At 58.8% G+C, this 21,140-nt stretch carries 17 protein-coding genes and 2 pseudogenes; 9 read left to right on the top strand and 10 right to left on the bottom strand.

The genetic code is table 11. From position 1 onward, the window contains the following. Window positions 1-184: 184 nt before the first annotated feature. On the top strand, window positions 185-1,204 hold the full coding sequence (locus tag RS901_RS38080; protein ID WP_316157961.1) for an IS30 family transposase: 1,020 nt from the start codon (window positions 185-187) through the stop codon (window positions 1,202-1,204). 89 nt (window positions 1,205-1,293) lie between these two features. On the opposite strand, the gene RS901_RS38085 is transcribed toward RS901_RS38080, so the two are convergent. Continuing rightward, window positions 1,294-2,142: a hypothetical protein gene (locus tag RS901_RS38085; protein WP_316157962.1), complete on the bottom strand. Its 849-nt coding sequence runs from the start codon at window positions 2,140-2,142 to the stop codon at window positions 1,294-1,296. A gap of 770 nt (window positions 2,143-2,912) precedes the next feature. On the opposite strand from RS901_RS38085, the gene RS901_RS38090 reads away from it, so the two are divergent. The 5 genes from RS901_RS38090 (at window position 2,913) to RS901_RS38110 (ending at window position 6,161) form a co-directional block, all read left to right on the top strand. Then, window positions 2,913-3,353 (top strand): MarR family winged helix-turn-helix transcriptional regulator, encoded by a 441-nt coding sequence (locus RS901_RS38090; RefSeq protein ID WP_316157963.1) that lies wholly within the window; start codon window positions 2,913-2,915, stop codon window positions 3,351-3,353. Between the two features lie 207 nt (window positions 3,354-3,560). Beyond that, window positions 3,561-4,538 (top strand): nitrilase-related carbon-nitrogen hydrolase, encoded by a 978-nt coding sequence (locus RS901_RS38095; protein WP_316157964.1) that lies wholly within the window; start codon window positions 3,561-3,563, stop codon window positions 4,536-4,538. Window positions 4,539-4,665: 127 nt separating this feature from the next. Then, entirely contained in the window at window positions 4,666-5,184 is a 519-nt protein-coding gene (locus RS901_RS38100) for a peroxidase-related enzyme (protein ID WP_316157965.1), read from the top strand. 77 nt (window positions 5,185-5,261) lie between these two features. Next, entirely contained in the window at window positions 5,262-5,810 is a 549-nt protein-coding gene (locus tag RS901_RS38105; RefSeq protein WP_316157966.1) for a hypothetical protein, read from the top strand. Window positions 5,811-5,900: 90 nt separating this feature from the next. Next, a complete protein-coding gene (locus RS901_RS38110; protein ID WP_316151027.1) occupies window positions 5,901-6,161 on the top strand; it encodes a hypothetical protein in 261 nt (86 codons plus the stop codon). Between the two features lie 74 nt (window positions 6,162-6,235). Here the strand turns inward: RS901_RS38110 and tnpC (RS901_RS38115) are convergent, their stop codons facing one another. From tnpC (RS901_RS38115) to RS901_RS38130, 4 genes and pseudogenes are all read right to left on the bottom strand, one after another. Beyond that, complete coding sequence (gene tnpC, locus RS901_RS38115) at window positions 6,236-7,840, bottom strand: IS66 family transposase (protein WP_316151028.1); 1,605 nt, start codon at window positions 7,838-7,840, stop codon at window positions 6,236-6,238. Between the two features lie 57 nt (window positions 7,841-7,897). Next, on the bottom strand, window positions 7,898-8,251 hold the full coding sequence (gene tnpB / locus RS901_RS38120; protein WP_316151029.1) for an IS66 family insertion sequence element accessory protein TnpB: 354 nt from the start codon (window positions 8,249-8,251) through the stop codon (window positions 7,898-7,900). Then, complete coding sequence (gene tnpA, locus RS901_RS38125) at window positions 8,251-8,727, bottom strand: IS66-like element accessory protein TnpA (RefSeq protein ID WP_316151030.1); 477 nt, start codon at window positions 8,725-8,727, stop codon at window positions 8,251-8,253. Before tnpA ends, tnpB begins: the two co-directional genes overlap by 1 nt. A 252-nt stretch (window positions 8,728-8,979) precedes the next feature. Then, a pseudogene (locus tag RS901_RS38130) lies at window positions 8,980-10,006 on the bottom strand (IS1595 family transposase). Between the two features lie 166 nt (window positions 10,007-10,172). Between RS901_RS38130 and RS901_RS38135 the strand changes: the two are divergent. Continuing rightward, window positions 10,173-10,361: a hypothetical protein gene (locus RS901_RS38135; protein ID WP_316157967.1), complete on the top strand. Its 189-nt coding sequence runs from the start codon at window positions 10,173-10,175 to the stop codon at window positions 10,359-10,361. Window positions 10,362-10,396: 35 nt separating this feature from the next. Here the strand turns inward: RS901_RS38135 and tnpC (RS901_RS38140) are convergent, their stop codons facing one another. The 3 genes and pseudogenes from tnpC (RS901_RS38140) to RS901_RS38150 form a co-directional block, all read right to left on the bottom strand. Further along, a complete protein-coding gene (gene tnpC / locus RS901_RS38140; protein WP_316149748.1) occupies window positions 10,397-10,747 on the bottom strand; it encodes a Tn3 family transposase post-transcriptional regulator TnpC in 351 nt (116 codons plus the stop codon). A 29-nt stretch (window positions 10,748-10,776) separates the two neighbouring features. Next, window positions 10,777-13,776: a Tn3 family transposase gene (locus RS901_RS38145; protein WP_316149749.1), complete on the bottom strand. Its 3,000-nt coding sequence runs from the start codon at window positions 13,774-13,776 to the stop codon at window positions 10,777-10,779. A gap of 121 nt (window positions 13,777-13,897) precedes the next feature. Further along, window positions 13,898-14,848, bottom strand: a pseudogene (locus RS901_RS38150) (site-specific integrase); the annotation flags it as partial. A 194-nt stretch (window positions 14,849-15,042) separates the two neighbouring features. On the opposite strand from RS901_RS38150, the gene RS901_RS38155 reads away from it, so the two are divergent. Together RS901_RS38155 and RS901_RS38160 are read left to right on the top strand one after the other, a co-directional pair. After that, the gene (locus RS901_RS38155) at window positions 15,043-16,065 is read left to right on the top strand and encodes a DNA-binding protein (protein WP_316149751.1); all 1,023 of its coding nucleotides are present in this window, start codon (window positions 15,043-15,045) and stop codon (window positions 16,063-16,065) included. Between the two features lie 567 nt (window positions 16,066-16,632). Continuing rightward, window positions 16,633-17,520 (top strand): NmrA family NAD(P)-binding protein, encoded by an 888-nt coding sequence (locus tag RS901_RS38160; protein ID WP_316157968.1) that lies wholly within the window; start codon window positions 16,633-16,635, stop codon window positions 17,518-17,520. 448 nt (window positions 17,521-17,968) lie between these two features. On the opposite strand, the gene RS901_RS38165 is transcribed toward RS901_RS38160, so the two are convergent. Then, a complete protein-coding gene (locus RS901_RS38165; RefSeq protein WP_316157969.1) occupies window positions 17,969-18,640 on the bottom strand; it encodes a hypothetical protein in 672 nt (223 codons plus the stop codon). A gap of 50 nt (window positions 18,641-18,690) precedes the next feature. After that, window positions 18,691-20,847 carry an AAA family ATPase gene (locus RS901_RS38170; RefSeq protein ID WP_316157970.1) on the bottom strand — a complete coding sequence of 719 codons (2,157 nt, stop codon included), beginning with the start codon at window positions 20,845-20,847 and terminating at the stop codon, window positions 18,691-18,693. Window positions 20,848-21,140 lie beyond the last annotated feature (293 nt).

The following is a 21,140-nucleotide window of genomic DNA, read 5'->3' on the forward strand; positions in this document are numbered from 1 at the left end:
GTCAAAAAATCTCAGAAACCGACAGGTCGTATTGATACGCGTCGATCATGATCGGACGCATTGTCCTGTTAAATCTCACGACGCTCGGTGGCCTCCAGAGAAACTCATAATCGCTAACGCAAAAATAGAATAGGCGGCCTCAAATCTGAAGTGCAACACCCTGCCATTCGGTAAGGTGTGGTGAATGACAAGCACGAAGTACCAACAACTACAACCCGAAGAACGGATGCGCATCGAGATTTGGAAGGCGGAAGATGTCAGCCTGCGAGCCATGGCTCGCAGGCTTGGCCGCGCGCCTTCGACACTGGTGCGAGAGCTTCGCCGAAATGCCCCTGCCCGTGGCGGCTATAGCGCGATGAGTGCGCAAGCCTGCCGTACGCAACGCCTCAAGGCCAGCCGCCCAATCGCCAAGCTCGCTCCTGATGGCGTACTGTGGGGCGTGGTACGCCACTTCCTCGATCAGAAGTGGTCGCCCCAGGAAATCTCCGCTACGCTCAAGCGGGCCTTTCCCGACCACCCTGACCTCAACGTGTCCCACGAGACCATCTACAACGCCATCTACGCATACCCACGGGGCGAGCTGCGCCGCCAGCTCATCGCGTGTCTGCGACAGGCCCGAACCAAGCGTCTGCCGCGCTCGCGCGGAACCGACCGGCGCGGCCAGATTCCCGACATGGTCAGCATCCACGTGCGCCCGCCCGAGGTGAACGACAGGCTGATGCCCGGGCACTGGGAGGGCGACCTCATCAAGGGTGCGGGCAACCAATCCGCCGTAGGCGTACTGGTCGAGCGCATGAGCCGCGCCGTCCTGCTGGTCAAGATGCCCGATGCTACTGCTGCTTCGGCCTTGGCGAGCTTCACGGCCAAGCTGCAATCTCTGGTGGCGCCGCTGCGCCAGACCCTGACCTACGATCAGGGCCGAGAGATGGCCCGGCACGCAGAGCTGAGCGCCGCCACTGGCGTGCGCGTGTACTTCTGCGATCCGCATAGTCCTTGGCAGCGCGGCACCTGCGAGAACACCAATGGTCTGCTGCGCCAGTACTTGCCCAAGGGCACTGACCTGTCCGTCTATTCGCAAGAGGAACTTGACGCCATCGCCGACAGCCTCAACGGCCGCCCGCGCAAGACCCTGAACTGGCACTCCCCGTTACAAGTCCTCGCTCAGGTCCTGGCTAACCCCACGGACCGGCTTCCTGTTCAATAAACTGAGCGGTGTTGCACTTCGCACTTGAAACCGCCCTTTGTTAATGTCTGGAAAATTAGCCGGCGCGCTTCCTCTACTTGCTCACGCTGTCAGGCTGTTCTCCCTGCTCGCTCCCCGCGATCAAGCGCCTCGCCAAGCTTAATCCCATCTTGGATCTCCTTCGGCTCGCGCGCACGCATTGCCTTCTCTACGGCGGCTTCCCGTGCCTGGGCGTCACGTTCGTCTGCAGCCTTGTACAGGTCAACTATGCCGGCAACGGCGGCGCCACATGTGGACGCAATTTCGACAGCGAATAGCGCCAGACCTACTCCATCTGTTGCGATTCCGACTTCTGCCGCGGCCACAATTTCATGAGCACATTTCCCTAACCCGGCTGATATTTCTGCGCTCGATTTTATTGCCTCGACGACTTCTTTGACAGTTTTTGGCCCTGATGATGCATATGCTTTCATTTTCGTTTCGAGGTCGTGAAGCTGAGTCGATGCAGACTGCAACTCCGACCTAGAAACAGGTATTTTTGCGCTAAATGCACCCCAGTTGATGACCACTTCGCAGTTCGGCACGTCACCGCCGATGTATACGTTCAGCTTGCTTTCTGTCGAAATCGAGAAGTTCGTTAGAATCGTTTCTAGGCCAGCTTTAGGAATTGACGACCAGGGTGTGACTAGATTAAATAGAACGTATGGCTTCACGCCGTCCATGGAATTTTGGAGAAGCCGTACGCGATCCAACTCCCGAAGCCACTGTTGATAGGATTCATCATCAAGCCGCGCTTCCACCTCGCCGTCGCGGTTCGCGTATTTTCTGACTTCCTCTCGTAATTCGAGCAGGCGCTGGGGACCAATTAGAACTTCATACTCGAGTCGAATCGTCATAACAGACAACGGCAAGCCGGATTCCGTTTGCCTTTGCGTAATTTGGTATTGAGCAATCGCCATCGTTTTTCTCCTGTCGATTGTCGATGCACCTATTAAATTGGCAGCCCGCAATGGAGATTAGGCTAGGCGATCTAGAGCATCGTTGCAGGCCCGTAATGTTCGGACCCGCACAGACGCAGCGCAAGGAGCAGATGACGTGGAACGCCGGGGCTACGGAGTCAGGCAGCATGCGAGGCCAAAGAGCCACGGTCTGCGCGAGCTTTTCGCATCTCTATTTTTTGTTTCGATGCCTACCGTCGTGCTGCCGCCACTTTTGAGGCTTTCGACGGCCCTACTGGAGTCGGCCGTCAAGTGCGAGCCCCTGATGTCCGTTATGGGTAAAGGCGAGCGGCTCTTCAGGGTCGGGGGTACGCACTGCCGAGTGGCCGCTTCCGGGCAGCCGAATTCCACTGACCGCTTTCGAGCGATGAGTTTGAAGAGCGGACGGACGCAGCCCGACCCACACCGGTCAGATAACTTTCTCCAAACCGGTCAGTCGGCCAAATTCAGGTTTGCGAACTGGAGTGCCAATAAGCGGCCGTTGGCGACCTCACCCAATCGGCCAGAAGCGGCCTTATATCAGGCGGAGTCCCAATGACCGTCTCCAGGCTGAAGTCGCCATTGCCTGCCTACCCCCCTTTTTGTGCCCAACCTCACACTCCACGGAGCCGGCGTGGCTCGGCGTGACAGGCAAGGCAGGCCGAATCACCAAGAGCGAATTTTTGAGCACTTTTGTTCGACATCCCCAAAAACTTCTTGACATCGTATGTTGTAGATACAACAATAGACTCATGAAACCGCTGACCCCAACTCGAGAAATTATTCACCATTGCCTGGCTGTGCGTGCACGGGTGATTGCACGGACGGTATCTTCGCTCCACGACGAGGCTCTTGCAGCGCATGACATAACGATTGCTCAGTTGACTATGCTCGCGGCGTTGGGCGAAATCGGTCCGTGTGCTCCGCGTAAACTCGGCGACGTTCTGCAGTTGGAACGCTCTACGGTCTCTCGAAATCTGGACTTGCTAATGGCAAAGAATTTGGTAGCGACCGTGTCGTCCGATGCGAAGGGTGTACGTGAAGTAGTCCTCTCGTCGGAAGGTCAATTGAAGATCGAAGCGGCGTTGCCGGATTGGCGAGCTGCTCAGAAACAAGCTTGTGAGCTATTGGGCGCTGAAGGTGCTCGAGGACTCCGTGAAGCAGCGGCGACCATCTGGTCAGTGCCTGATTGATGTCATGTAGTTGACGTCGCAGTCGTAAGGATGGCGTCTTTTTTTATCGCCATTGTTGTATATACACCATTGAAAATGTAGTTCGTGTGTCGATTACAAGTAGAGCAGCGCGTCAAGGCTGTCACAGTACATTTACCACTCCGGTATTGGTCAGATTATTTATAAATTTATTTGTACTTATTTTTTTCACTCATTTAAGTAAATTCCATGACTATCATCAAAGCTGCCGCTGTTCAGATCGCTCCAGTCCTTTACAGCCGTGAGGCTACCGTTGACAAGGTCGTAAGGAAGATTATCGAACTCGGCAAGAAAGGCGTTCAATTCGCCACGTTCCCGGAAACCGTTGTTCCCTACTATCCCTACTTTTCTTTTGTTGAATCGCCCTACCAAATGGGTGCACAGCACTACAAGCTTCTTGAGCAGGCGGTAACTGTCCCATCGGAAACGACGCAAGCTATCGGTGAGGCCGCCCGACAAGCCAAGATGGTGGTGTCCATCGGTGTCAATGAGCGTGATGGCGGGACCATCTATAACACGCAGTTGCTGTTTGATGCAGACGGCACGCTGATTCAACGTCGCCGCAAAATCTCCCCTACCTATCATGAGCGCATGGTCTGGGGCTCTGGCGATGGCTCGGGATTGCGCGCGGTTGACAGCGCTGTCGGCCGGATCGGTCAACTCGCCTGCTGGGAACATTACAACCCGCTGGCGCGATATGCATTGATGGCTGATGGCGAACAGATCCACTCCGCCATGTATCCCGGTTCGTTTGCCGGAGATCTCTTCTCGGAGCAGATCTCCGTCAACATCCGCCAGCATGCGCTTGAAGCTGGCTGCTTTGTTGTGAACGCCACCGCGTGGCTGGATGAAGAGCAACAAGCGCAAATCATGAAGGATACGGGTTGCTCGATTGAACCGATCTCCAGCGGCTGCTTCACCGCGATCATTTCGCCGGAAGGTGAATTCATGGGTGAGCCCCTTCGTTCAGGCGAAGGCGAAGTCATCGCAGACCTCGATTTTTGGCAAATTGATAAGCGCAAGCGGCTGATGGACTCACGTGGCCACTACAGCCGTCCGGAGTTGCTAAGCCTGATGATTGACCGCACTCCGCATTCCCACGTCCACGAACGCGGTACCCAGCCGGTGAAGACGAGTGTCGAGACGCTCGAAGACGTGAACGGTTAAGCGGAAATATTCAACCGACCACTACCCACTTGATGAATTTCGGCCAATCGCGGGATTGTGAACGCGTTTGGTCCATTTCAATCTTTATTGGTTGAACCAATTCTTACCTAATTCATAGAGAATTACCATGCCAAAAATCCCCGCACTTCGCATCGAGCAAGCACCAGAGGCTTCGCGCCCTGTCCTCGAAGAAATTCAAAGCAATTACGGTACTTTGTTGAACGTTTTCAAGACGATGGCTCATTCTCCTGCGTTTTTGTCTGGCTATATTCAGTTTTATCAAGCCATGGAGACAAATTCGCTAAGTCCCAGGGAGCGTGAGACCGTTTCTCTTGCGGTATCGCAGGTTAACGGCTGCGGGTATTGCATGAGTGTTCATACCATGATGGCCGCGAAAGGGGGGATGTCACCCGAAGCAATCCGCGCCGCCAGAGATGGAAAGCTCGATGCCTTCGCTGCGCTGGCGCACCAGATTGCCCTGACGCGAGGTCAGATAAATGACGAAGACCTGGCGACTGCCAGAGCTGCAGGCCTTACTGACTCCAAGATCGTGGAAGTGATCGCCGAGGTGGCCCTGATGACAGTAACTAACTTGCTGAACAACGTCGCCGGCACCACGCTGGAACTTCCGCCGGTCGACATGTAAGTACGTCGCATGACGTAGTGAGATGCCCCAATCACTGGCATGTCACGCTGATTCAACCTTTGAAACGGGGCGTCAAAATGACTCATCTAGTCTATGCCGAGCTAACGCTCGTAACAGTTGTCTGTCTGGCTTGCGTGACATTTTGGCTTAATCGCGCGTTGGTCCAGGCATTTACGGAGGACAAGAGTAAGAGCATCGTCGCCGGTGTCTTGATCACGCTTTGCACGTGGCTGCTTGTTACCGCCGCAATCGCTCAAGGCGGCTCCCTCGCTATCTGGGATGCCAAGCCGCCCCGACTTCCAGCGATTCCTCTTCTGGCACTTATAGCAATCATCCTGGTTAATAGGGCTAAGACATTTCAGAGGCTTCTTGATGTAACACCCAGGCATTGGCCGGTCGCAATGCAAACCTTCCGGGTAGGAGTTGAGATCGCTTTTTGGGGACTTTTTGCCTCAGGTATGGCGCCAGAGCAGGTAACGTTTGAGGGGCGTAATTTCGACGTGCTTGTTGGTCTGACGGCTCCACTCCTGGCGTTTGCCATCGTGCGGCTCAATCCTAAGCCGGGCGTGGTCATCGTGTGGAATCTGCTTGGTCTTCTCATTCTGTCAAACGCGATAGTAACGTAACCGCTCATTTCAGCACACCTTGTTGAGTCGAGCCGTTACCCGGTAACGTACGCAATATGGAAACGTTACCGGGTAACTAAGGAGTGCAGGATGGCGCAGACGACAGCCCAACGGCAGGCGGCCTATCGGGCAAGACGCGCGACAGCGGGCAAGGACGGCAACGGAGAACGTCGGCTGGACATGTGGGTGAGTAGCGAGGTGGATCTCGCGCTCGCGCGCCTGGCACGCCGTTACGCGGTAACGAAGCGTCAGATGCTGGAGCGGCTGATAGTTCGTGCCGACGAAGCAATCGTGCGCCGGCTCGATCCGGATTCAGAGCAATGGGACCTCTACTTCAAGGCGAGCCGGTAATGCTCGCCCGTTACCGTGTAACGGGCGAGTGCCGTATATGATCGATCAGCGCCTTGGTTGCGGCCGGTCGTCGTTCAGGCGGCGGGCGCAGCGGCGCTTTGGCGTTTGGCGAAGTTGAACGGCAGCAGGTCGGTGACGTCCGCGTCCGGGGCACGCTGCGGCAATTCGGTCAGCACGTGTAGCAGATAGGCATACGGCTCCACGCCGCAAGCCCGGCACGTGAGCATCAGGCTATAGACCATCGCGCTGGCCTTGGCGCCGGCGACTGTGTCGCTGAACATCCACGACTTCCTCCCCGTACAGAATGGTCTGATGTCGCGCTCGATGATGTTGTTGTCCACGGCCGCTTGCCCGTCGGTGACGTAGCGGCTCAGGTACTCCCACTGGTTTCGCGTGTAGGCGATCGCCTTGCCCAGCAGGCTCTCGGGCAGTACCTGCGGCGCCTGCTCGTCCAGCCATGCCTTGAACGCTTCGAGCAACGGCACGCTGTGCTGCTGACGCATCCGGTACGTGTAGTCGATGCGCGTTTCACCTTCGGGTAGGTCTGCCTTGGCGAGCGTCTCGACCTGATACAGAGCCTTGAAGTACTCGAGCGCGTGCTGCGCGCGGCCACCGGGTTTCTTTTGGCCCTTGAGCGCGTCGACAAACGCTCGCCTGGCATGGGCGAGACAGCCGAAGTGCGTGACGCCATTGACCGTGCGCCACGCGCTGTAACCATCGGTCATCAGCATGCCCTCATAGCCGGCGAGAAACGCTCGCGGATATTCCTGAGCGCGCCCCGGCTGGTAGTCGAACAGTACGACCGGCTGTTCGCTGTCTTCGGCACTGCGATAGACCCACATGTACGATTGACTCTGCGGGGTCTTGCCTTCTTCCTTCAGGACCTGCACCGTCGTTTCGTCGCCGTGGATGAGCGGCTGGGACAGCAGCGTGCGGCGTAGCGCCTCGTACAGCCGACTGTAGTGCAATTGCGCGGGCCGGATGATCCAGTTGGCCAGTGTGCCGCGGCCAACTTCAATGCCGGCGCGACTCAGTGCGTCTTCCATACGGTACAGTGGTGTGCCATCCACGTACTTGCCGGTGGTCACCGTCGCAAGCATAGCCGCGCTTGCATTGCTGCCTGGAAGTGGTTGCGCCGGCATCGGCGCAGTCAGCACCGGCGTGCGTTCGGCGTTGCGCTCGCAGTGCCGACACGCATATTTGAAGCGGACGTGCTGCAGCACCGAGACCTTGACTTCGATGTGCAACTGCTCGCTGACCTCCTCGCCCATGCGGTGCATCGCGCCCTGGCAGCAGGAGCAGATCTTCTGGTCCTCGGGCAGGTCGTATTCGATGCGTTGGCGCGGCAACTCCGCCGGCAGCGGCTTGCGACCACGTTTGCGGCCTGCAGGCTTGTCAGGCTCCGGCAACCCCGTGTCCGGAAGCGCGAGCGCGTTATCCTCATTGTCGTCGGCCGACTCTGCGGCCATTTGTTCGGCTTCGTCGAACACGCGGTCCTTGAGCTTCTCGCTGCTTGGTGCGAAGCGTTTGGACTGCGCGAGGCGGAACTGTTCCTCAAGGAGCCTGATGCGCTCGTTTAGCTCGGCGATGTGCTGGGCGTTGGCAGCAGCCCGCGCTTCGAGTTCGCGGATATAGGCCTGGGCGGCCGGCGGCAATTGGGAGAGGTCGTGTTCGTTCATGCTGAACACGATAGTGCAGCCGCCGCCCATTCGGGTATACGTCACACCGAACGACCATCAAGCTGTGTGCTGATATTTGCGCGACGGATGCCGCTGCACGGCGTCTACGTCGATACCGTCCAGCAGCCAGTGCAACTGCTCGGTCGTCAGCTCGATCACCGCCTGCTGACGCCGTGGCCACACAAAGTGGTCTTCCTCCAAGCGCTTCATCAGGAGCCAGAAGCCGGTGCGATCCCACAGCAAGAGCTTGATCCGGTTGCGCCGGCGGTTATGAAAGGCGTAGACGGCACGGGCAAACGGATCGAGCTGCATCGACTGCTCGACCAGGGCAACCAATCCATTGATCCCGAGGCGGAAATCCACCGCATTGCGGTGCAGGTAGACCTGCAGGTCAGCGTCGAGCTTGAACATCAACGCGCTCCCAACGCTTCGATCATCGCCTTCACCAGCGCGACGTCCTGCCCGCCGCATTGGAGCTCGACCGTCACGCCGTTGGGCAACTGCGCCACCAGCCGAGACGGCAATGGCGCCGGCGGTTGCAACGCACGCACAGGCACCGACACTGCCCCAGGCATAGTTGTCCGCCCGGGCTCGGCCTGCGGGCCGGCACCGTGAATTTCCACCACCGGAACGAACGCCGCCGGCGCACTTTCGATGACGTCCCTCGTGCCAGCAGCAACCTTTTGTTCCGCCTTGTGTTGCCCGATCCATCGGCGCAACTGGTTCGCGTTCACCCCGGCCTTGATTGCCATGCTGGCCACCGATACCCCTGGCCGCAGGCAAGCTTCAACCAACCGCCGCTTGTCACCCTTGTCAAAGCTACGCTTGCCGTTGGCGCCGACGTTGATCGCCCGCAGCGGCAAGAAATCCAAATCGATCTGGCCCATGACTTGTGTCCACTAAAAATGGTGGACACAATCCTGCGCCGTCTGCGCTTCTGATGCTATGTGCGGAGAATTTCGCGCTTACATAGTAACAACCTTAACCTCGATGCCTGGCCCCCTGCATCTCAACTGGCCTGGAATGCCGTTCACAGCTTTTGCCGCGTGGCCATTTGTCTGGATTCCCGCATTCCTCGCTCCGCTAGCGATCTTTACCCACCTATTCTCCATTCGGCAGAACGTACCGTGCTTATCCGGTTAGCTCCCAGACCTACTAGATGTAGTGGGTAGCGATTTTTTGGCATAGAGCTCGGCATAGGTCGGCGCGGTGACGTCACCAGCGATGCCGAGCAGGGGAGCGAAACGCGTTGAAGGGATAGAAACGGCGGTTGAAGCGGAAGGTGAATTCGTTGAGATAGGCTTGTAGGTGCTGCGGGCTGACACCGTGATGAATACCGCGCAGCCAGGTCTTGAGATTGGAGAACACAAGGTGAATGATCGGCAGGAAGGTTTCGGCCACTTGCATGTCACCGCGCTGCGCGATGGCGATATGGCCATAGCCGCGCTCGCCCAGCTTGGCATAACCGCTCCAGTCGTCGGTGATGATGGTTGCGCCGGATGCAACGGTACGCTCGATGAATCCGTCCAGCGACCGGGCACTTCGGTCAGGAACCAGAGCGAGCCGAACTCGTCCGGCATACCGTGCGCTCTTGCGTTTGTTGCGGCTGCCGGCAAGCTTGCGTTGCCGAACCTCGACAGCGCCGGCCACAAGAACCATGTCGTGCACGCCCCTGCCTTTGCCGCGAGTACGCCCACCGACGTAGGCCTCATCGGCCTCGACGTGTTCCTCAGGCTTGCCACCGATCCGATCCTGGTCGGGGCGCACCATGCCGGCGCGCAACTTGTGGAGTATCTGGAAGGCGGTCTCGTAACGCGACAGGCCGAGTTGGCGCTGGAACTGAACGGCCGACATGCCAGGCGTCTGACTGGCGACCAGATACGCCGCCCAGAACCAAACCGACAGCGGTGTGTGCGTGCGCTCCATGACGGTGCCAGCAGTGAGGCTCGTGTCGCGTGTGCAATGGCGACAACGGAAAACGCCGGGGCGATTGGCAAAGCGGTACGGCTCATCAATCAAGCCACAGTGGCCACAAATGAACCCATCGCTCCATCGAGCGCGCTCAAGGTAGGCCATGCATGCCGCTTCGTCTGGAAACATCCGCTGAAACTCCGGCAGCGAGCCCGGAAACGGCAGATCGCCTCGGTCAAGCACGTCAATAACCATGGTTGCCCCGGGTTGGCACAGATGCCCAACATACTATCGGTAGGGGGCTTGGGAGACAACCGGATAAGCACGGAACGTACTTCTTATTCGGAGAAAAAAGCCGAGTAGCACATTGCATACTTAATAGAATCAATCCTCCGCCCCAAGTCAAACATCAGAGGTCATCATGAGCTTCCTAGAAACTCTCAATCAACGAAACGAAGTATTCGCAAAGAATCGCTTTTCAGCAGATCTGAAAATCATGCCTTCAATGAAGACCGTGATTATTGGCTGCGTTGATCCCCGCGTCGACCCAGTCGATATCTTTCAACTGGAGCCGGGGTCATGCCGGGATAAAGCCGGAAATGACACTTAACACTAAAAGTAATATAGAACGCCGCTCTTATGCGATTAGTTGCGTGGCGTCAACTGCTCCAACGGCTCGATCTGACGGAGCCAGCCTTGCAGCATCGTGACGATTCGCAGCACTTCGGATAGCGTGTCGAACGCCAATTCCGGCAAACTTTCCTCGCCGGTTGCGACCGTCATCCCCGCGCCGTTGATGACGGTATGCGCCATCCCGTGCAGGCGCAGCAGCATATCGCGCAGCCCATCTTCGCCGCGGGCTTCGCTCAACATGGCGTCGAGATCGTCCACCATGCGCAGTAGGCTCGTGGTGTCATAGGTTTGCTGTGCTTGCACCAATGCTGCCCGGTCCAGGCGACCGTAGGCCGTCTCGACCGTATCGTCGGAATCGCTCATATCAAATCCTCCTGATTTGTTGTTGCTGCTCAACCATTGCCGGCGTCGGCGCGCGCTCGTTTCACGGCTTGGCGGAACAAGGATTCCTTGAGCCACGGCTCCGGCGGCCGCTTCAAATCGAGGTGGTAGTTGCCGAACCGCTTGACCCCGGTCGTGCCATACGGGCTCATGAAGGCGGCATCGGCCGCGGAAACCGGTTCGCCGGCGGCGTGAAGGTCTTGCATGATCCGCATCATGTCGACCGTATTCTGCAGAATCACGGCCGAGGCCACCAGATCGATATAGCGCACGCGCTTCTGCTGCTCGTTCGGATCGTTTTCGGTAATGACGTCGCCGCCGAAATCGAGCCATTTGGTGAAGGCGTGATACGACTCGATCTTGTTGGTGGTCGCCGTCACCTCCTGCCGCATGTCCTTCTGCGAGATCCAGCGCAGCAGGTAGACTGTGCGCAGCACGCGACCGAGTTCTCTTGCCGCCGCAAACAGTCGGTTGTGCCGGCCCTCGTGGCTCAGCTTACGCAGCAGCATCGGCGACATGACGCGGCCGGCCTGGATTGAAATCGCCACCTGCATCAGATCCTTCCAATGGCTGCGGATCAGCTGCCAATCGATGACATCGCTGAACAGACGGTCGATGTGCTTGTAGCGGATGCCCTTCTCCGCCTTGTAGAAGCGCAGATCCTTCCAATTGCGGATGCGCGGCATCAACTGGATGCCGTTCAGGTAGGTGAATGCAAAGACGGCTTCGGATTGGCCGTGCGTATCCGAATAGACGGTGTCGGCCTGGACACTCAAGCCGGCTTTCAGCAAGCCCTCGATGACGTAAATGGCCTCCAGCACGCCTGGCGGGATGAAGTGGCGGAACACCGCGATGTAATTGTCGGCCACATGCCGGTAGGCCACGGCGCCCATGCGGCGGTAGCGGAAATGCATGCCGACCAGAAGGTTCTGCTCGTAGAAGTCGTACTGAGTGCCGTCGGCGGCCACCTTCTTGCCTTCGCCCCACAGCTTCGGCAAATCAAGGCGTAGATACAGCTCGGTCAGGTCGCGGCAGGCATTGTCCAACTGCTCGAGGCCCATGTGGCGCTGATTCACGTACGACAACTGATGTGGCGTCACGCCGTTCGACAAGTGCCGCGCCGCCTGGTTGGGGCCGAGGTTGCAACCCATGGCAAAGACGGTAAGCAGATAGCGTTCGCGCGCGTTGCGCAGTTTCGGATCGTCGCCGGATTGCGGGCCAAAATGGCGGGTGAACCCCGTCCAGTGCTCGATGTTGGCGAGGATGTCCAGCAGATTGCGCGGCACGAGCCGGCTGTCGATGGCGGCTTGCAAGGCAATGGCCGACGGCGGGACTTCGCGCGCCGTGACACGCGTGAGCGTAGGCTCGCCGCTGGGGCTGATCGTCACGTCGCCGGCATGCTGTGGGAATTCACTGTCGACCTGTTCGGCCGTCTGGGTCAGCAGCTGCTTGAGGTCGTTGACAAAGCCTTGCGCATCGGACGCCAGGCCGATCCGGTCGCAATAGTCCTGAAGCAACGCCTGACATTCTTCCCACGGCATCAATTGCTGACGAAGGTCGGCAAAGTTACCCGATCCTTCGATGCAAACGTCGCCGCAGCGCAGATCGCCGGCGAGATGGGAAAACACGCACACCTCCAGGTAGCGCCGATTCGTCGGCTTGCCCAAGGTCTGCGAGCGGCGCACCAGCTTGCGCCAGCGCTCGGATGCGAACGACAGGTCCACCTCGTCGGCGAGCCAATCGGTCTTGCGGTGCTCGTTCTGCAGCACGACGTCCAACGCCTTGAGCAGTCGGCGGTCTTCGGTCGCCGCGACAAAGCGCAAGCCCTTCGCCATCTGGAACATCGCCGCACGCCATGATTTGAAAGGCTTCCACAGCAAAGGCAAGTGATTGCCGTCGCTCCAGACGCGGATCGCTTCGCAATCGGCCTGCAGCTTGTCCAGATCGCCATGCGGCGCCAGCAGCTCGCGCACGCGCTGTCCGGTATGGGCATCGTCCAGGTCTTCGGCCAGAATGCCGATGACCAGCTCGAGCGCGGCGACCAGCTCTTCGCTCAATTCGCGCTGGCGCGCCTGGATGATGTCAAGTTCTTCCTTGGCACTCTTGTGGATCGCCCCCATGCGGCGGATGAACATTTCCGCGATGTCGTCGCGCGCGCCGATGCGCATCTGGCGCACCAAGGCCAGGATCAGTGCGTGTCGCTTGGCGGGCCGCAAGTCCTTCATGTCGCCGGCGTCGAGGGCGGATGCCATGTTGGCCAAGTGTTTTAGTTTGGTCGCCGGAACGCTGTCGAGTAGCGTGTCGCTGTCAGGCAGCGATTCGAGCCACTCCAACTGGTCCAGCACCAGGTCGAGGTGTTTGCGCGTCGCCTTCTTTGCGGATCGCTTGATCTGCTGATAGAGCGAGCGCCGCGCCGGCAGCTCGGTTTCCAGCAGTTGATCGAGCCATTGGCGCTGGTCGGCGGACAGGCGCTGCGCGATCTGGCGATGGAGCGCGGCTTCGGCCATGGCATGGGCCTGCTCCGCGATCTCGTCGAGCGTCCTGAAGGCAGGCAGTTCGTAGCCCAGCCGAACCAGTTCCTCGATCGTGATGTTGATGATGTCCACGCGTGTGTCCACCACGCCGGCGGCTTCCTCGGTGAGTCGGATTGCGACGAGGCGCGTCTGGGCATCGGTGTAAGGCTTGATGCCCAACAAGGTGCGGATCACCTTGTGATGCCGATAGCGCGCGGTATGCGCGGCGGGATAGGTGATCTGCCGTACCGGCGCCATGCCCAGGCAGGCCGACACGTGCTCGATGACTTCCGGGGGAACCGCCTCCACCGCCGGAAAGTGGCGCAGGAACTGGAAGCACTTCAGGTTGACCAGAAGCGCGAGGCGCCGCTCCGCGGTGCGGGCGAAGCCTTGCGCCCACTCAATTTCCTCCGGCCGCGGGGTGAACGAGGTCTGCAGATCCTTGAGCGTGAGCGTACGCGGAAAACGCGGATAGGCGGTGCGTTCGATGCTGGCCATGCAAGGGACTCCCCAACATGCGTTCCTTGTTCGCAACGGCTCGTTGCGCGGATCGCGCGCAAAGGCGCCAGCATATTCTGCCGCTGCCTGAATGCCAAGCCTGCTGCCATTACGCGGGGTTGGGGCCTGGTAGCGCGCCCGGCAGCGCCGATTCGATCCGGCGTCGGGCAAACGGGTCGGCCGCTTCGACATAGCGCATGGCCGAGTGGACATCCTTCCAGCCGACATATTCCATCAAGGTTTTGAGGTCCCAACCGTTGGAGGTCGCCCAATTGGCGAACCCGCGCCGCAGCGAATGCCCGCTATACAGCTCAGCCGAGGCGATACCGGCGTGCGCCAGGATCGAGCGCAGCAGCGGCACCAGGCTGTCGGCATGCAGCCCCGCCTCGCCGACATGGCCCCAGCGATCAATCGCGCGAAACACCGGTCCGGACGTCAGCCGCGCCGCTTCCACCCAGGCCGCATAGGCCTCGACCGGGCACAGCCGCGACAGCGCCGGCGCCTTGAAGGTGGTGCCCTGGTAGTGGCGGTCGCCCTTCGTCTGCGGGAAATAGCAGGTCATGCCTTCTCCGGGCGCGATGGCGACATGCTCGACCAGCAGGCGCGTCAACTCGTCGCCACGGAAGCCGCGCCAGAAACCGAGCAGGAGCAGCGCCTTGTCGCGCCGGTGGCGCAACTCGGCGCCGCGGTCACGCTCGGCGCGTGCCGTCTCGCTGGCGGCATCGAGCCAGCGCACGACCTGGTCCAGCTGCGCGAGCTGCAGCGGTTTAGCGCGCTTTTCCTGGGCGGGGTGCAGCGCCTGAATGCCGCGGAACACCTTGCGCACCACCGGCGCCTTGGTGGGATCGGGGAAGCCCTGCTCGAGATGCCATTGCGCCAAGGCGGCCAAGCGCTGCCGTAGCGTGTTGACCGACAGCGTCTCGGCTTGGTCGGCCAGGTAGCGCGCGATGCTGTCGGCGGTCGCCGGCAGGAAGCCGCCCCAACCGACCTCGAAGTGCCGCACGGCCGACTGGTAGCTCTGCCGCGTGTTGTCGCGCGTGGCGGCCCGCAGGTACTGGTCAAGCTTGCTCATCGGGGGGGCTCCTGTCGCTGGGCGAAGGCCGTATTACGGATCAAAGGGGCCAAAGCTGGCCGAATTTGCGCATGATACCGGATAACGCCGCCTTATCCGGTGTGAGTTTCCTCCCAAATCGTCATTGTCATGTGCGGTATTTTGCTATGTAATTACGTGGTATGTAATCTATTACGATATTTCGAGGACGCCCGATGGCCCGCACCGGACTCTACAAATCCGAAGTGAAAAAGGCGCGCGACGCGCTCATCGCGCAAGGCAAGCACCCGTCGGTCGACGCCGTGCGCATCGCGCTCGGTAATACTGGCTCGAAGACGACCATCCACAAGTACCTGCGGGAACTCGAGACCGAGGACGGCGGTGCCGCCGGCCGCAAGGCTTCTATCAGCGAGGCGCTGCAGGATCTGGTGGAGCGGCTGGCCGCGCAATTGCAGGAGGAAGCCAATGCGGGGATCGATGCCGCGCGCGCCGAACACGCGGAACAGGAGCGCCGGCACACGGAGCATCTGGCCGCCGCACACCGCGACGCCGAGCAATTAGGCGGGCACGTGCAGCGCGTCGAGACGGCCCTGCAGCAGGAGCGAGACGCGCACGGCCGCGCCCGCGAGACGCTGCAGCAAGAAACGATCGCGCGCCACACGGCCGAGCAGCAAGTCGCCGACCTCAAGGAGCGGCTGGCCGAGAACGAAGCCCACCGGCGCTCCCTCGAGGAAAAACACCAGCACGCGCGCGAAGCCCTCGATCACTACCGCCAAGCGGTCAAGGACCAGCGCGACCAGGACCAGCGCCGGCACGAGCAGCAACTCCAGCAACTGCAGGCCGAATTACGCCAGGCGCAGCAAACCATCGTCGTCAAGCAGGAGGAAGTCACCCGTCTGAACCAGGACGGCGCGCGCCTGGTGGCCGAACTGTCCCATACGCGCCAGGCTCTTCAGCAGGCTCAAGAATTCAGTCGACGCCAGACGCAAAAGCTCGAAGCGCTGCAGCCGATCGAGCAGCGCAACGGCGTGCTGGCGACGCAGCTCGCCGACAAGGATGCCCACGCCCAAGCGCTGCAGGAACAATTGGCGGCAGCGTTGGCACAAGCTGGCAGCCTGTCGACGCAGGTGCGCGAGCTTGAGCTGGCCTTCGCGCAGTCACAGGCCAAATGCGAGGCGCAGCAAGACATCGTAGCCGAGTTGCGCACCTATCTCGTGGCCAGTGGGCGACCGACATAAAGATGCCGTTCTTTATTACTTTTGGGCTTATGTGTCATTTCCGGCTTTATCCCGGCATGACCCCGAGCCCGGTGAAGCGGCCGTAATTCGCAATGTCGGCGGTCGCATTGATATGGCTACGCTGCAGACCATGGCGATCGTGCGGTCAGTAGCAAAGGCGAATGGAAAGGACGTTGGCCCAGGCTGGAACCTAATAGTCTTACATCACACGGACTGCGGAATCGTCCCTTGTCACCATCATTCTCCAGCCTTGCTTCAAAAACACTTTAACGTGACGAAGGAAGGCCTTGAAGCGATGGAGATTGATGACCCATATAAGGCAGTAGCGATCGATGTTGCAGCATTGAAGGCCAATCCGAACCTGCCGGGCGAGTTTACTGTCTCGGGTCTCGTCTACGACGTGGAGACTGGGCGTATTGAGACTGTAGTCCCTCCGAGTCTGCTACGTGAAGGCTCTGCATAACGTCCTAGCTGTCGCGAGGCAGCGACTCAAGCTCACCCCAACTTTTCGCCATACCAACTGCTGAGGCGCAGCAGTGCGATACATATTGAATTTGGAGCTACAAAATGAGCAACGAGCTATTTCTGATTACCGGAGCTGCTGGTGCAACCGGTGGCCACGCGATTTCCGAACTACTTTCAAAGAATGCTAACGTCCGCGCGTTGGTTCATACCCAGGACGAGAGAGCCGAGAAGCTCCGCGGCAAGGGAGTAGAAGTGATTGTGGGCGATCTGCTTGACCCTGCTGCGGTACGAAGGGCACTTGAAGGCGTGACAGGCGCATACTTCGTATATCCGATCCATCACGGAAAGCTCGTTGACGCCACAGCGTACTTCGCCGAAGCCGCCAAGGCGGTGAAGGTGCGCTCGATCGTGAACATGTCGCAGATATCTGCACGCCCTGATGCCGGCAGCTATGCCTCCGTTTCTCATTGGTATGGCGAGCGGGTATTCGATTGGGCTGGCACGCCCGTCACACATTTGCGCCCCACGTTTTTCATGGAATGGCTGATGTACGGTTTCCAGCTTTCCTTGATTGCCAAACATGACCTTCTCAAAGTGCCGGCAGGCCAGGGCCGTCATGCGCCTATTGCCGCTGAGGACCAAGGGCGGGCCATCGCCAATATTCTGTTGAACCCTGGCGAACATTCGGGGAAGATTTATCCCCTTTATGGTGCCGTTGAGATGAACCATGCCGAGCTCGCGTCAGAGGTTGGCAAAGCACTTGGTCGTCAGATCACTTACGAGAATGAAAGCTTCGACGCGTTTGAGGCACGTCTTGCGCAAGTGGGAATGACACCGTACTTCATCCAGCATATCGTCAACGTCTATCGCGACTACTCTTCCGGAGTGTTTGCCGGAACAAACGATGTAATTCAAAAGCTAACCGGTCGCGCGCCCGTGACTGTCGAGGAATATGTGAAAGCGAACCGTCAATACTTTCAGCCAGATTGATCTCTATTTGTCGGCGGTGGGTGGGCCTGGTTTAAACATCGATTTTTAGGACAAAGGCCCATCTGTGGTTCAGCTTTCACCTCTTTCCCTCTTTCGAATGTCCGAAGCGCGTCCGACACCAGCCGCGATGCCGGCACCTTCGTACGGCCGCTACGGGTCGGGCTGCGTCCGTCCGCTCTTCAAACTCATCGCTCGAAAGCGGTCAGTGGAATTCGGCTGCCCGGAAGCGGCCACTCGGCAGTGCGTACTCCCGACCCGTTGCTGCCGTTCGGCCCCGCGTCGCTTCAAGGGCCGCTCTAGAAGTACAACCGTCTTTCGCGCTGTCATGGATGCCCATCCCGGCCGCGCGCGGATTGCACCCAACAGGGCAGTAACCGAATCATGGGACTCGCCGTGACGACAGCTTGCAGCGCGGTGAAGGTCAATATAATCGCGCGGTCTGAAAGATTTAGCGAGTGGACTCCAGTTTGAAGATAAAGTCCTTAGATTGTTTTCCTTTGGCTATCGATATATCGCGTGCCTTGCGCACTTCCTCGAGGACTAGCTCGCGAGTCAGGCCCGTACGATTCATGATTCTCCCGATGGTTGTCCATTCGTAACTGCCTGCGGCAATAATGTTCCGAATCAGCTCGAGATTACTCCTGGGCGACTCGTGAACACCCGACGATGGCATGGCTGATGATTGACCGGGAAGACCTTCAGCTTCGCTTGAGCGAAACGGTACGGTGTCGGCATCGATCGAGTCCGCCGGTCCGGACTGATGGACGTCCAAACGGCGGTCGCTTTGCTCTTCGAGTTGTGCACCGAGTTGCTCAAGCTTTTCCATCAACTCCTTTGAGTGGGCGACGTCGCCTTTCAATTCGTCCAGCAGCGCTCTCGTCTCCTTTCGCGCATCAAGTAGCGATGCTCGTGCGTTACGGACATCCCATCCAAAGAAACTGACGCCGATTCCCGCGACGATCACGAGAAAGATTCCACCCGCGTAAACGGCACCTTTCAGCAACCGGACCAGGTCGGCATCAACACTGAGAGTCGTGGTTTGTGCCCCAGAGGCCACTTCACCAGCGAAGACGAGCGGAGGGACGGAGAGAAGTGCGATTGATACAAATCGGAGGCGCATAGTTGTTCTCTGCTGAGGCACCGGGTCGAAGGCACAGAATGAATTGAGCGTCAATTGACGGAAGGCTCAAACCGGGCGAAGAGCAGTATCCATCGCTCAATCAGGTCGTCTTCGACCTCGTCAATCCCCTTGGACAGCAAGGTAGCCTTCACGCGCTTAGCAACTTCCACTTTCCAGCCCGGAGTGAGTTCGATGCCTTCACGCTTAGCCCAAGCCTCAACCTCCGGCACGATGGGCTTCCCCTTTGACGCGACTTCCAAGAATTGCTGTTCCGAGGCGCGAAAGACGCGATCTACAGCGTCCACGAAGCGCTGATGGGGAATCAAATCCTCCAGCTCTGAACCTTTGAAGCCAGCGAATTCGTCTGTTGATAGGACCTTCTTTTCCTCACCGTTATAGAGGCCGCTGCTCAGCTCCGCCGCCATCCTGCTGCCCATCTGATCGCCATCCAGCAAAACTACCGGAAGAATCTCGTCTCGGCCTGTCAAAATTCCAGCAGTGATCCTCAGCGTCTTGGTTCCACCTGCGGGCGGGAACACTAGCTCGCGGCTAGGTGTGATCTTCCCCGCACCGATGAGAAGCGCCTTAATCATCGTCAGATAGTGCTGATCGGAGGCGCCCTCCACAACGACTGGACGGCAACCCAGTAGCAGGCTTTCAGCAACGTTTAGATTAAGTGCCGAGTACACCGCATACGCTGCCCCGGCATGTGCCGCGTCTGCGCCCGACTGGCGCAGATTCGGCGACGACTCGGTCGAGCCATCCGCGGCGACATAGATCTTCCTCACTCGATCCAACCGGTCGGGATCGATGAGGAAAGGCGAGTGCGTCGTATAGATGATCTGATTGGTCTTGGTCAATCCATCGAAAAAGGCCGATAGATCGCGCTGAGCGAGGGGATGAAGGGATAGGCCTGGCTCATCAAGCAAAAGAATGGCATCTTCGTGGTCGCCCTGGCTTTCGACCAAGAACACGAGGTAGAAGCTCAGGAACCATTGCAGCCCCGTACTGCGATTCTCAAGCTCGACTTCTTCCGGGCGCCGGTCATCCGACACCCAGATGCGGAAGTGATCACCATCCGCTTCGAATCGAAAGCGGTAGTCGCCTTGCTTCCACCAAGACTTGAATTCCTTGGTCAATGTCGTGCCAGCGGACTGTAGCAGGATGGAGCGCTCTCGCTTGCGCTCAGCGATCTTTGCAATCTCGTCTTCGGTGGGTTGCCGATTCTGGTTGCTCGGGTCTTTGAAGTCGCGTCCAAGTTCAAGGATCTCCTTCGGTTGGAGGCGAACGAAGCTGAACAACACGCGGAGGGTCCGAGCTTTCGCTGCTTCCTTGGCCCCCAAATCCTTTCTCTCAAGATTCTGGACCACATGCGGAAGATAAATCTCCGAGTCCAGATTTCCATAGTTGGAGTAGTAGACAAACTTGGGGAGTGCATTCAAGACAAGATCTCGAACGCCTTCGATGTCTTCGGGAGCAGGCGACCTGATGCGGGACAACCATTCGGTCAGCACGTCGATCGTCTGTTGCATGCGAGGAACGATCGTCGACGTCTTGGCTGGCTGGTCTGGCAACAACTTTTTCAGCGACTCGATGGCAGTATCGAGGTCCTGCGCAGTCCAGTCTTGGCTGATGGGCTCGGCCAAAGTGCGAAGAGCGCCAACGATCGTCGACTTAAGTGGCTCTTCGCTCTTGAGCGCGTCTGTTCGCTCGACGGCTGTGGTTAAGGTCGTCAACTCGCTCTTGATCTCCGAGGCGGCGACCGTCGTCTTCCGCGCAAACTGCGGAAACGAGATTGCATGTTTCCCATCGAAGTACCTGCCAACGCGCACGACCTCCAGTTGCGCAGCGTCCAGTTTCGTGAGCACCGCCAGCCTGTCTCTGAGAGAGCTGGCATCAAAATCGGCACTGATGAATCGATAGTCTCCCGGATTGGCACGCACGTCCGCGAACATCGTCTTCGGGTAGTCCGATGTCGGTTGAATCTCGCCTTCGCGGGCAGGATTGAGCTTCCAGAGCGGAAGCAGCAAATTCGTCTTTCCTGACTCGTTGACACCGATCAGCGCGGCAATGTCGCCGGCTTCAATATCGCCGCTGTCCTTCACAGAGCGAAAATTAGTCACCCGATACGTTATCAACTTCATCCTGCCCCCGTTGAGGTTGTTATATGTCCGCGCAACTAATTGCTGCACACCGTTGTGGAACATGATAATAGGACATCTTGCCGCAGTATCTGTGCTCGCGTCCGCGTGCACAAATTGCGCGACCGCTTGCGAGGTGGAGCTGCCTCCCGAATGTCACGGCGAAGCAACGGACGACGGTCTCGTCTTGGCCGGGTCGAGGCATTGCCACCCGGAAACTCGCTCGCCGGAGACCAGCCATTGAGCGAGGGCGGACGAGACCTTGGATGTTCGAATTGGATGTCGACCTCGACCGACCGGTTGTGGCCGAAAGCGGTCCTCCCTGGCTCACACCGATCCTCGGCGCTGGATCCACCTGG

This window comes from Cupriavidus sp. BIC8F, assembly GCF_032465815.1.
Classification (GTDB): domain Bacteria; phylum Pseudomonadota; class Gammaproteobacteria; order Burkholderiales; family Burkholderiaceae; genus Cupriavidus; species Cupriavidus necator.